The sequence below is a fragment of the Shewanella sp. M16 genome (assembly GCF_018224605.1).
GTDB lineage: Bacteria > Pseudomonadota > Gammaproteobacteria > Enterobacterales > Shewanellaceae > Shewanella > Shewanella oncorhynchi.
On sequence record NZ_JAGTUL010000021.1, the window covers coordinates 25,077 to 38,303 of the forward strand.

General features: G+C 45.7%; 7 protein-coding genes. 4 read left to right on the forward strand and 3 right to left on the reverse strand.

What is annotated here, in order from left to right; all coding sequences use genetic code 11:
- Nucleotides 1-172 precede the first annotated feature (172 nt).
- Both KFE26_RS14745 and KFE26_RS14750 read left to right on the forward strand, forming a co-directional pair.
- Nucleotides 173-931 carry a sulfite exporter TauE/SafE family protein gene (locus KFE26_RS14745; protein ID WP_105252043.1) on the forward strand — a complete coding sequence of 253 codons (759 nt, stop codon included), beginning with the start codon at nucleotides 173-175 and terminating at the stop codon, nucleotides 929-931.
- A gap of 170 nt (nucleotides 932-1,101) precedes the next feature.
- Complete coding sequence (locus tag KFE26_RS14750; protein ID WP_212600852.1) at nucleotides 1,102-2,313, forward strand: PQQ-dependent sugar dehydrogenase; 1,212 nt, start codon at nucleotides 1,102-1,104, stop codon at nucleotides 2,311-2,313.
- Between the two features lie 154 nt (nucleotides 2,314-2,467).
- Here KFE26_RS14750 and KFE26_RS14755 read toward each other — a convergent pair whose 3' ends face one another.
- Nucleotides 2,468-5,545 carry a transglycosylase domain-containing protein gene (locus tag KFE26_RS14755; protein ID WP_212600853.1) on the reverse strand — a complete coding sequence of 1,026 codons (3,078 nt, stop codon included), beginning with the start codon at nucleotides 5,543-5,545 and terminating at the stop codon, nucleotides 2,468-2,470.
- Nucleotides 5,546-5,914: 369 nt separating this feature from the next.
- Nucleotides 5,915-6,511 carry a thymidine kinase gene (locus KFE26_RS14760; protein ID WP_028761119.1) on the reverse strand — a complete coding sequence of 199 codons (597 nt, stop codon included), beginning with the start codon at nucleotides 6,509-6,511 and terminating at the stop codon, nucleotides 5,915-5,917.
- Nucleotides 6,512-7,052: 541 nt separating this feature from the next.
- Between KFE26_RS14760 and KFE26_RS14765 the strand changes: the two genes are divergently transcribed.
- Both KFE26_RS14765 and KFE26_RS14770 read left to right on the forward strand, forming a co-directional pair.
- Nucleotides 7,053-9,152, forward strand: coding sequence for a multiheme c-type cytochrome (locus tag KFE26_RS14765; protein ID WP_212600854.1), 2,100 nt, complete (start codon nucleotides 7,053-7,055; stop codon nucleotides 9,150-9,152).
- A 204-nt stretch (nucleotides 9,153-9,356) separates the two neighbouring features.
- The gene (locus KFE26_RS14770; protein WP_212600855.1) at nucleotides 9,357-11,507 is read left to right on the forward strand and encodes a M3 family metallopeptidase; all 2,151 of its coding nucleotides are present in this window, start codon (nucleotides 9,357-9,359) and stop codon (nucleotides 11,505-11,507) included.
- 144 nt (nucleotides 11,508-11,651) lie between these two features.
- On the opposite strand, the gene KFE26_RS14775 is transcribed toward KFE26_RS14770, so the two are convergent.
- Complete coding sequence (locus tag KFE26_RS14775; RefSeq protein WP_028761122.1) at nucleotides 11,652-13,220, reverse strand: Na+/H+ antiporter NhaC family protein; 1,569 nt, start codon at nucleotides 13,218-13,220, stop codon at nucleotides 11,652-11,654.
- Nucleotides 13,221-13,227: the final 7 nt, after the last annotated feature.

Consider the following 13,227-nt stretch of genomic DNA (forward strand, 5'->3'; position numbering starts at 1 on the left):
TACTCACTCATCCTATATCTTCACCTTCACGAATGGCGATATGTAACGAATCATTACGCGACTTTCAATATCGAAATCATCCTGTTAGGGTGAGTGCTTAGATTGACTCATAATAACAGACACATTTTTAGCGCTCTGTTTATCTCTCTCATTGTCCAAAGGAGCGGTATCTATGGACTGGCTTATTATTGCACTCGCTGGCTTTTTAGGCGGCATGCTCAATGCAGTTGCCGGTGGTGGCAGTTTTATTACCCTTTTAGCGTTAGTGTTTGTCGGGGTTCCACCGATTGCGGCGAATGCCACGGGGACAGCCGCGCTGCTGCCCGGTTATATCGCCAGCGCATGGCGTTTTAGAAAGGATATCGAATATCCGGCGAGTCTTAGCCTTAAGAATCTGATCTTAATTGCTTTAATTGGCGGCAGTATTGGCGCGGGTATTTTGCTGACCACCAGCGAGCAAGTCTTCGCAAAGCTGATCCCTTGGCTGATTCTACTGGCCACCGCGGCCTTTATTGTTGGCCCTTGGTTGCTCAAACGAAGAATCGCTGAGCAAGGCGAAAACACCTCTACGCCAATGTTAAGTCCGATAACGGCACTGATAATGCTGTCGGCTGTGTGTATCTATGGCGGTTATTTTAATGGTGGCTTAGGCATCATACTACTCGCAAGTTTTGGCCTGATGGGGCAAACCAATCTACATGGGATGAACGGACTTAAAAATCTGATTTCAGCCCTGCTCACCGCCATCGCCGTTGTGGTTTATGCCGCGGGCAATGTTATCGATGGGCAATATCTGTTGCTGCTTGCCGTTATGGCGATTGTCGGTGGTTATGTGGGGGCGGCGCTGGCCTACCGTATTTCACAGCCCTTGCTACGCGGCTTTATTGTGATCGTCGGTTTAGCGATGGCCTTAGGCTTTTTCATGCGCTAGTTTTTCATGCGTTAGTTTTCATACGTTAGGCTTTTGATTTGTGAAGCTTAAACTCATAAAAGCTGGACAGGCGAGTTTTCGATACAAGGTCTCACCGATAAATTGCCCTTATGTGACTGACTTGTTACTCTGATCCAACCTATAGGAGAACACTGTGATTAAGGATAGCGATGAAACTGATGACCTTGAAGCTGAGGACCTTGAGACTGAGTAAATTAATGCCAAAGACCTTGAAGCTAAGCACCATAAATCTTGCCCTGTGTCTTATTGCATGCTCACCGGCTATTTACACCGAAACCGCTAGCGCAGCGACCATTAGCGTCAAAACGGAAACGGGTAATATTCAGGTAAAAACCATAGCCCAAGGGTTAGAGAATGTCTGGGGTATGGCATTCTTACCCGACGGCAGTATGCTCGTGACTGAACGTGCTGGCAGAATGCGCATTGTCAGCACCGCAGGCAAAGTGGATGAACCCTTAACGGGTTTACCGCCTATGTATGCCAAAGGTCAAGGTGGTTTACTTGATGTCGTGCTTGCGCCAGATTTTGCCAGCAGCAAAAAAATCTATTTCAGTTATTCAGAACCCGCTGAAGGTGATGCAAGCGAGCTCAATAGCACAGCGGTCAGTTTTGCCACGCTCAATGGTAACAAGCTTGAAAATCTCACTCGCGTTTTTAGTCAACAACCTAAAGTCAACAGCGGCCACCATTTTGGATCTCGTTTAGTGTGGGCGCCTGACGGCACACTGTTTATCACACTCGGCGATCGCTATAGTGAAAAAGATAGCGCACAAACATTGGACAATCATTTAGGCAAAGTGGTGCGTATTCATGCCGATGGCTCAGTGCCTAAGGATAACCCCTTCGTCAATACGGCGGGCGCCTTACCCGAGATCTGGTCTATTGGTCATCGCAATATGCAGGGCGCGGCGATTAATCCCATCAGCAAAGTATTGTGGACGGGCGAGCATGGCCCCCAGGGCGGCGATGAACTCAATATCGACCAAGCGGCTAAAAACTATGGCTGGCCAGTGATTACCTATGGTGAGAATTATGGCGGCGGCAACATCGGCGAAGGCACCCATAAGGTGGGAATGGAGCAACCCGTCTACAAATGGGTTCCCTCTATTGCCACGGCGGGCTTTATGTTTTACACAGGCGATAAATTTCCACAGTGGCGAAATAATCTGTTACTCGCCAGCCTAAAGGAAAAAACACTGGTGCGTTTAGTGCTTGATGGCGACAAGATAATTAAAGAAGAGCGGCTGCTGAAAACTGAATTAGGGCAAAGATTGCGCTCAGTCGTGCAAGGGCCAGATGGACTGATTTATCTCGTAACCGATGAAGCTAAATCAAAAATTTACCAGTTATCGCCGCAGTAATCTTAATCGCTGCACTTTAAATAGAGCGCTTTAACTAAAGCACCTTAACCACAGCAATAAGCTCAATCGATAGAAAATTTAAGCCTTAAAACGACAAAAAGTGTTCATCTGGAACACTCTTTGTCGTTGGCGTGGCACTTATTAATTCATGCCTTTATTCGTTCACCACACACATGCCCTGCTCGGTTTGTACATAGGGAGCTAAAATAGGCATCATGCCCTTCATCACCTGCAATGGCAGCGCCGAAGTAAAACTAAAATCATCAGATTTACTGCCGGGCACGAAGGCGGTCAAAGTACCGAAGTATTTGTCACCTAGATAAAACACGAAGGTCGCGGTGCGGTTCATCGCCGTAGTCGCCACTTTTTTACCTTGCTGCATCTGAGTCACAATACGGTTATCACCGGTGCCGGTTTTCCCGCCTATGGCTAACATGCCACCTTTTTCATCGGTAAAAATGCCCTTTAAACGACGTGCGGTGCCGTTTTGCACTACGTTCGCCAGCGCTGCTTTTAAGGCTTGTGCTACTTCATGGCGCATTACCCGCTCACCTTGGGTGTTCTGATTCTGCAATCTCACTTCATAGGGCGTATCTGCGGCGAAATGCAGTTGATTGATACGCACTGTGGGCAAACGATAGCCGTCGTTTTGAATAATGCCCATCAGCTCAGCTAATGCTGCGGGGCGGTCGCCCGAGCTACCCAGCGCTGAGCCTAAGGATGGCACCATAGAATCAAAGGGATAACCTAAACGCGCCCAACGTTGATGTATGTCGAGGAAGGCTTCAACTTCAAGCATCACTTGCACTCGTACGTCACGGGCGTTTTTATGCCGCGTCCTAAACAACCAACGGTAAACCTCTTGACGTTGTGCTTCACTCGCCTGCTTAACATCGTTCAAGTTGGCATCAGGATTATGATTAAGATAATCCAACACCCACAATTCCAAGGGATGCACCCGTGCGATATAGCCTTGATCTGGCAAATTATATTTATCCGGACCGTACTTGTTGTATAAGCTCTTAATACGACCATCGGTATAGCTCACCTGCGGCAATCTTTGCTTCAAGAAAGCCTTAAATGCCGCCATAGGTTCATTGGGCAGTAAATAGCGATACGCCGCCGTCAACTGCTGCTCCGACTGGGACAAACCATCAAAAAACATGTCGAAACGCTCATTCGCAGCCACTTTTTTGTACTTGCGATAAAACTTAGTAACGAAGGTATTACCTTCTCTATCAGCAAATACCCGCAGATATTCGTCACGGCGCGGATCTTTATCATTACGCAGCAACTGGGCCATATTGCCCTCGTTTTGCATACTACTGCTGTAATTCACGATATCGCGCATGAGGCGCACAAACGGCAAGTTAACCGAATCCTGCAGGGCTTGGTAAAGTGTTGGCGTTTTTAAATCTTCTGTTTTTTTAAAGTTATTAAACACATGCAACCCACCACCGGTAAAAAACTGTTCACTGGTTGAGGCCGAATATTCTCGCTGTAACGCCGCATCTAACATGCGGTCTAAACGTCTGTCGGGATTCAAAATCAAGTAATCAATCGCCCAACGGGTTAAATGATCCCTAGGTTCGATAATGATGGATTCCAATTCAATCCCATGTTTCTTGGAATACTTGTCGTGGATCTCGGCAATGATTTCTAAGTAGGTCGCCATCACCCGCAATTTAGCGGTTGAGCCCAATTCCAACTTGCTGCCCTCGTTAATATCAAAAGGCTGATCGGTGCTATCCGTCTGCACTCTAACTCGGTTGGCGGTCTCAGTGCGCTCATAAAGAGTAAAGCTATACAGTACGTTTTGCAGTTGACTTGGGTCGAGTAACCGTTCGCCAAGCAGACCCACTTTCTCCGCGGTAGGCACTTGCGCCAGACTGCGTAAGTAGTGACTGACTTTCTGCTGTAAGTCACTGTGTAAGCTACTATTGACCGTCAAATCGAGCCTGTCTAAATCATACAGCCCCACATTTAACATGCCTGCGGTGCGAATGCGAACTGTGTTCACGCCCTTATCTGCGCCAGATTGGGTATTACGTTGCGGCTTGGCGACCTTAAACTGCAATTTCTGCGCGAGTGCAGCATCACGTAGGCCACGATCAATCAAATAATACTGGCCGAGTAAACGGATATGGCTATCGACTAAGTTCTCAAGATCTTCATGACCTTGCAATAGATAGTAGGACGGACGACGTTGGGCGATCATCAAGGCAACCACTTGCCGGAATACTTGTCCGCGCTTGGTAGCATTACCTTTGATCTGCGGCGATGCTAACAGCTTGTTTGCAGTATCGAAATCGGTACCAAACCACGCCCACAATCCATCACCAATACCATGTACTTCACCATGATTTGGCGCCGAAGATAATGGCACGGTATTCAGATAATCTTGAACGATGCGCTTACGAGCAGGTTCAGTGTTTTCACCTTGTTGGTACACGCGCACACTGGCCGAGCCAATTTGCAGTAACTTATCTTTAATACTCAAGGTTAAACCTTGGGAAGAATGGCGGAATTTCTCAATCTGAGTCGCGAGTGTACTGCCACCCGCGGTAGAGACATTCATACCAACCATTTCAGCAATTTGGCTCATGCCTGCCACCACAAAACGTGGCCAGTCGATCACAGGATTGAGTTTCTCTTCCGTCGTCCATAACTCGCGGTTTTCAATAAACAGCAAAGTATTAACGATTTCATTGGGGATCTTATCGTCGTCCTGATAAACCCGTTTAGGATAGGCAAATTCGTATAAATCGGTATTGCGGCAATCGAGCAGCGTCAACCCAGATTGCGCCTTTTCGTGGTAAGGCGGAAAAAATCCAAGTTGAGCGTATTCCTGCAACGCTGGCGAAAACGCCACTTGTTGCGTGACCTGAAAATTCCGTTGCAATAACCTATCAATATACTGAGGTAACTTACTGTAGCCATGGCGCTCATCGAAAGGACCATAACTAGGATAAATAACCGCTTGGCTCGGTGAGCTTTCTAATTCATAGGTGAGCGTCTTAGCATATTGATTGATGAATTTTGCTTGGTAAAACGAAGTCTTAACCTCAAGTCCAATCAACAATGCAGCGCAGCAAATCAGAATGAAAAATAAGAACCAGACCCTGCCCTTTGATCTGGCTTTACGCGGCGGCTTAACCTTAGCTTTAGGCTCAGGTTGTGGTGGACGAGGACGATAATTTTCGAACTTCATCTCTGATGTGGAATTAGGCAAAACAGCTCCAAAAAAACACTAAAATATTCATCTTTCATGCAACTCAGCAAATCCGTTGCCACTCAGTAAAGCAAGATATCAAACTCATCTAGCCATTATCCGGCTCTATTAATTAGTCTTAGTACCCATGATGTTCCACACTTTATCAAACCTAACTTCACTGTAAAGAAGGGTGCCTGTGACCCACAACCGCCACTAATCAATACTAATGTTAAGCTGATAGTACATTTTGCCAAATATTAATTTGTTGATATCAAGGTATTTTCAGCGATTAAGGCAACAGACAGTATGACTTAAAAACAAAACGAGCTAATTTAAATCGCATAAAAAGAATGAGTCGCTCAATAATCACGCGCGATTAACGAAGCCTCATCCCACATATTCATGCGCATCCCAGATAAATTCACGAAAATGTTTGCGACAGACAGACTCGTAACTTTCATTACCGCCAATCGCCACTTGCTCACCCTCGCGCATCACCTTGCCTTCACCATCAAGACGCACCACCATGTTAGCCTTACGCCCACAATGACAAATAGTCTTCAACTCAACTAATTTATCGGCCCAAGCTAATAAATAATGACTGCCGCTAAAAAGTTCGCCTTGAAAGTCCGTTCTTAGGCCATAGCAGAGTACAGGAATATCAATATTATCGACCACATGCGTCAGTTGCTTAACCTGTTCTTTACTCAAAAACTGACACTCATCCACCAGCACACAACTTAATGGCGTCGCTTGATGCACATCGCTAATCATTTGAGTTAAATCATCTTGGCTACTAAATACCTGTGCTTCGGTTTCAATGCCAATACGTGAGGCCACTTTACCTTTGCCATATCTGTCGTCTATGGAGGCTGTCATGACCAAAGTATTCATACCGCGTTCACGGTAGTTATAGGATGACTGTAATAGGGAAGTGGATTTACCCGCGTTCATTGCCGAATAATAAAAATACAATTGAGCCAAGACTTATACCCTTTAAAAACGTTAGCGCTTACGCGTCTGCTACCAGAGCCAAATTGAGCGCTAGTCTAACATTGCGCTTCACATCAGAACACTAGCAGCCGCTAAGCTTTTATCATGAAATTCTGCAATGACACCAACTTATCAATCATTTTAATCCCCAATCGCCTCCTGAAATATTTCTAGTCCACTTCATTTAATACTCTTCCCTGCAAAAAACATAAAAAACGCCCCGATGCCGTTCAATTGTTAATGAAAGCTTAACTGAAACTTAAATGTTGTTTCATAAGGAAAAATTAGTAAAAGTTAAATTTAAAAAGTGCGATCTACCTCCAAAGTAATAGGTATAAATGGGCTTGCGCTCAAAAAATAAACATAGCGTTAACAGTAATATTTCATTCGAGACAAAACGTGCTCAATTAAAAAAAGAAAAGTATTCGATAGCTTGCAAATTGAGACCAACGGTCAAAGCACTAATCTACCCTGCAAACTTTAGTGCTCCACTCCGTCCTTTATTCGCATATTGGATCAAATGGAGATTATGATGAGAATTTTCACCTCTAGAAAACTGGCATATTTAGTTGCCTTAGCACTAACTGGCGCCCTTGTTGGCTGCGGCGATGATGGTAAAGATGGTGTAGATGGAGCACCAGGAACGCCCGGTATCCCTGGAACACCCGGTGAACCTGGAACACCCGGTGAGCCTGGAACACCGCCCCCTGTCACCAGTTCTACTATGACTAACGTCAAAGTGATCAACTATAGCTTTGGCGAAGGCAGTATCACTTACGAATTTGAAATTACAGATGAAAACAATAACCTAATCAATGGACTGTTAAATGCTCAAGCCAAAGTGGCTGCACTAACAGATAAAGGCTTCATCACTAACCGCACCGAAGCTGATAAAAATGGTGTTGCAGATAACGTCCATATTGGCGGTGAAGCAACTCAAGCAACCGTCGGCGCTGAATTGACCGCTTTAGCTGATGGTCATTACCAATTTAAAGTACCAATGAAAGGGGTTAATCCAAGCACTGAAGGTATCGTTTGGTTACGTGTCGGTGGTAATAATGGTATTGCGACCTCTAAACCTCTGGTCGTTAACAAACCAGAAGGCACTCATTCAACCACAACTGATAGTTGTTACTCTTGCCATATCGACTACTCAACAAGTCCTCGTCGTCATGCAAGCTATGTCGCTACTGGCATGGACAGCGAAGTCACCTTCGTGGAAGGCTGTTTAGTGTGTCACGGCTCAGTTAGCCGCGCAGTTGTCAATGCTGAAGGTTTCTCTACGGGTGGCTATGCGACAAACACCCTATCTAAAATTGGTCATATCAATCACCAAGATTTTACTAAAGACTTTTCAGTACAAAACTGTACATCTTGTCACGTTGAAGCACCTAAAAACATCAACGTAGCTGGACCCGGTTGTATTGATTGCCATGACAGTGGTGGCGTACCAGGGGCTATTATCCCAAGTAATGGTGCGGATCTGCGCATTATGCACGAAAGCAAAGCGGGTATAACCGAACGCCAAGCGATTCGCGCTAAGTATAAATTGAGTCTATCAACACCTGTTAAAGTAGATGATATTTCTACCAAGACAGACCACTATGCGCCAACAGGTGCTGCGGCTGCAGTAACCGCCCCAGGCTGGTGTACAACGCTGACAGTGAAAGACACCGATGGTAACGTCTTTAGCATTAAAGACAACTTTAACTATTCTAGCCCGCTAGTATATGACGCTAAGAAACCCGTAGTTTATGCGGGCGCTTATTTACATTCCTATGAAAATGGCAGCTTAGTGGGTCGCCCAGGTAACCGTACTAACTACTACTATGGTTACAACACTGACGGCACTAAAAATATCTGTCATTTACTGACAGATATCAGCGCAGTGAATGCTAACTATGTTTATTCTGCCCGCGTGACATTCAGTACCGCTGGTTGGATGGAATATGATGGCAATCAACGTTACCAAAGTAATGGTAGCCTAAGAGCGACAGGTTATGATGGTTCTATGGGCATATCCTTTACGGCTTACTCAGATGTCGTTAACCCTGTCACCACTCAAAAGGTCTCTGGCTTCGAACGTCGTGAGATAGCGAGTACTAACAGCTGTACTACTTGTCACAACGATGCCACTGCGTTCCACAAAAATGGTGCCTTCGATGAAGGTGGTAATGCTTGTATCGCCTGTCATGACAACGGCATGGCACGTACATCAGCAGCCTTAGGCGCTGGTTTTGGTCCTATGGTACACAGCTGGCACTGGGGTAATGGCGCTAAAGTCGGTGAAGTTAAAGCTGATGGAACTCAAGCGCAAACCGCAAACGGTGCAGGCGCAATTGAAGCCTCTACTAGCTGTGTTGCCTGTCACGAAAAAGCGATTGATTTAGGCAAAGTGCCCAATCAATACATTCTTGAGCCAGGTAACAAAATGACCAGTCCTGTCACCGCTAACTGTTATGCCTGCCACACTAGCGATTCTGCTAAGGCGCATATGGCAAGCAACGGTGGTGAAATCAGCGTACCAAGTGTGGCTGATTGGTTTAAACAACCGACCTCTGAATCTTGTGCAGTATGTCATGACACTGGTAGAAGTTCTGGTATTGATAAATACCACAAGTTTACTCGCTAATTAATCATCTCATCATCGCGTGATTAAGAAGTAAGTAAAAAGCGGTACCTATTTTCCCTGCAAGGAAATAGCCAAAGGAGTCTCGCTAATGCGAGGCTCCTTTTTTACTTATACATTACCCGATAACAAGCCATTTTCAGTCCTATTTAAGTTACTAACGTTACAGTCCTAAAAAAACAACAATTCAAAGGAAGTCACTCAATTATGCGTAAAAGTTTTATTGCCATCGCCATCGGCGCCACTCTCACCGCCGGATTCATGGCAGGTTGCAGCAGCACAGAAACTAAAGCACCTAACGTTATCTCGGTACAAACCCAAAACCCGCTGTTCCAAGCCAGTAACCTGCAATATCAAGCCCCTGATTTTAGCCTCATCAAGAATGAGCACTTCGCGCCAGCCCTAGAGCAAGGCATGGCTGAGCAGTATCAAGAAATTCTCGCAATAGCCAATAATCCGGCAGCAGCAACCTTCGATAATACGATTGTCGCTATGGAGAAAAGCGGCGCCCTACTCAACCGTGCATCAAGCGTGTTTTATAATTTAGCAGGGTCGAATAGCAATCCAGAACTGCGTAAAATCCAAGGCGAAATGGCGCCCAAAATGGCGGCCCACTCAGATAATATCAACTTAAACCCAGCGCTATTTGCCCGTATCGAAGCCATCTATAACGACCGCACCAACTTAGGGTTAACCCCAGAAGCCGTACGTTTGGTTGAGGTATATCACCAACGCTTTATCATGGCTGGCGCTAAACTTACCGATGAACAAAAAATTAAAATCCGCGCGTTAAATGAAGAACAATCAACACTAACGAATGAGTTCTCTCAGCGTTTATTACGCTTAACCAAAGAAATCGCCGTTGTGGTGGATTCAAAAAGTGAACTTGCTGGATTAACCGACGGTGAAATCACTTCAGCCGCGAACGATGCCAAAGCGGCCGGTCACGATGGCAAGTATCTGATTAACATCACCAACACCACTCGCCAACCTGTGTTGGCATCACTGGAAAACCGTGAGCTACGCCAGCGTATTTGGGAAGCCTCAGCGAACCGTGGCTTAACTGGTGAAAACGAAACTGCGTCACTCGTATCTCGTTTAGCGAAACTCAGAGCCGAGCGCGCAACACTATTAGGCTATGAAAACTGGGCAAGTTATCGATTAGCACCGCAAATGGCCAAAACACCCGAAGCGGTTTACAGCATGTTTGGTTCAATGGTGCCTGCGGTAGTTGCTAACACAGAGAAAGAAGCGGCCGACATTCAAGCCATGATCACTAAAACCGGTGGGAAATTTGAACTGGCACCGTGGGACTGGGAGTTTTACGCAGAAAAAGTCCGCCAAGAAAAATACGCTCTCGATGCCAATAGCATTCGCCCATACTTCGAATTTAACCGCGTTCTCGAAGACGGCGTATTCTACACACTCAAAGAACTCTATGGCGTCACCTTAAAACCACGCCCAGATTTACCGGTTTACCATCCCGATGTAAAAGCCTACGAAATGTTTGATGCCGATGGCTCAAGCATGGCCATTTTCTACGCCGACTATTTTGCCCGTGAAGGTAAACGTGGTGGCGCTTGGATGAGTTCGTTCGTCGGTCAATCCTTCCTCGAAGGCACTAAACCTGTGGTCGTCAACGTGATGAACATAAAGAAAGCGCCCGAAGGTGAACCCACCTTCGTCAGCTATAACGAAGTCACTACTATGTTCCATGAAATGGGTCACGGCACCCACGGCATGTTCTCTAAAGTGACTTATCCAAGTCTGGCGGGTACCTCGGTTTCACGCGACTTTGTCGAATTCCCATCGACGTTTGAAGAAGATTGGGCCGCCCATCCAAAAGTGTTAGCGAACTACGCGAAACACTATGAAACAGGCAAACCCATTCCCGATGAACTGCTGCAAAAACTGCTGAAATCTGGCAGCTTCAACCAAGGCTTTGACACTCTGGAATACATGGCCGCCGCATTAGTAGACATGGAATGGCATTCATTAAGCCCAGATACGCCGTTGCAAGATGTACCAACCTTTGAAGCCAATGCCCTGAAAAAGCACGGCTTAAACATCAGTGCCGTACCTCCGCGTTATAAGTCGACCTATTTTGCCCACGCCTTCCCCGGCGGTTACTCGGCAAGTTATTACGCTTATATGTGGAGTGAGATTTTAGCGGCGGATGCGTTTGCCTATGTACAAACCCAAGGTGGGCTCAATCGTGAAATCGGCATGAAGTACCGCAAAACGATCCGTGAAGTGGGTAATAGCATAGCGCCAATGGACGCCTACAAAAACTTCCGCGGACAAGAACCCACCACAGAAGGCTTACTTAAACGCCGCGGTCTAGATCAAGCACGCTAAGCTAAGAGTTGATAGCCTTAATGCGATAGGCTATAGATAAAGACAAACTCAGCCTTAACCAAAAAAATCAGCCAGCATAATGCTGGCTGATTTATTTTGACTTATTTGTCGTGAACGTTTGCAGTGAAAGGTTTCAATTAACGTCTAGCTAATTGCGCCTTTAGATTTGATTTTAAGTACGATAATACTGATCACAAATGCCACACTACAAGCCACTAAACCCGCGACAACAGACTCGGTAAATCCAAGTGCCACATAACCCACTAAGCTAATAAACGCCGCAATAAGTGCATAAGGTAGCTGAGTCACCACATGGTCGATGTGGTGGCAACTGGCGCCCGTAGACGACAAGATAGTCGTGTCGGAAATTGGCGAGCAGTGATCGCCAAATACAGCCCCCGCCAGCACAGAGGCAAGCATAGGCAACATCATGCCAGTGTGACTTCCCATCGCCATATCCGCTGCAATCGGCAACATGATCCCGAACGTACCCCAGCTAGTACCGGTTGAGAACGCGGTAATACCTGCTAGCACAAACATTAAGGCGGGTAAAAACGCGAACGGAATATTTCCTGTTGCTAAACTCGCCATAAACTTACCGGTTTCGAGTTGACCAATCACACCTGCGATTGTCCAAGCAAATAACAGGATGTAAATCGCCGGCAGCATAGAGCGAGCACCCTGCACTATACCTTTGACTATCATCAATTTCTCAACGCCTTGCACTAAATTCAATATCAGCGAAACCGCTAGACCAATTAATGCACCAAAGAAAAGTGATGAACTGACATCGGTTTTCTCAAAAGCAGAAATAATATTAAATTCAATCCCTTCCGCCGCGAGTACTTGAGCGCCACTGTTAATCATAAAATAGAGGGTTGCAAATACCAACACGGTAATCGGCAGAAATAGACCTAAAATCTTACCGGTTTCGGCTTCAGGTAAATCCGCGTTCGCCCCAGGCGGTAATCCTTTAGACTCATCGTATAAATTACCACGTTGGGCATTGAGCTCATGCTCACGCATTGGCCCAACATCTAATCCCATAAAGACAACAAAAAGTAATAATAACAAGGAGAAGATTGCGTAAAAGTTCATTGGGATCATTTGAATAAAAATACTCAAATGACCCGTATCAGCAAAACCATGGGCAGTTAATATCCCGCCAATGAGTGCGATAATATAAGCGCCCCAGCTCGAAACTGGAGAAATAACGCACACAGGCGCCGCAGTAGAATCTAATAAATAAGCTAACTTAGCGCGGGAAACATAATAACGATCGGTAACAGGTCGAGCGACCGAACCAACAACTAAACTATTGAAATAATCATCAATAAAAACTACGCAACCTAAAAACATGGTCAATAGTTTAGCGTCACGTTTATTACGTATATGTAAACGAGCCCAATCGGCAAAAGCCCGCGCGCTGCCACTTACGGTAATTAACGCTGTGATCATTCCCAGTACAATTAAGAAACCGAGAATATATAAGTTCCACGAATTTAGACCTTTATCAGTCCAAAAAAGCCCTTTAACGCCATTAAATACAAACTCACCCGTTGCTAAAGGTGAAAATTGATTGAGCAATAAAGCACCAATTAAAATACCTAACCCCAAAGAAAGCAGTACACGGCGAGTCAAGATCGCCAACACGATAGCCACCGCAGGCGGCAACAAGGAAAGTGCCGAATCGGCATAATTCATAACAGTCATTGATTAT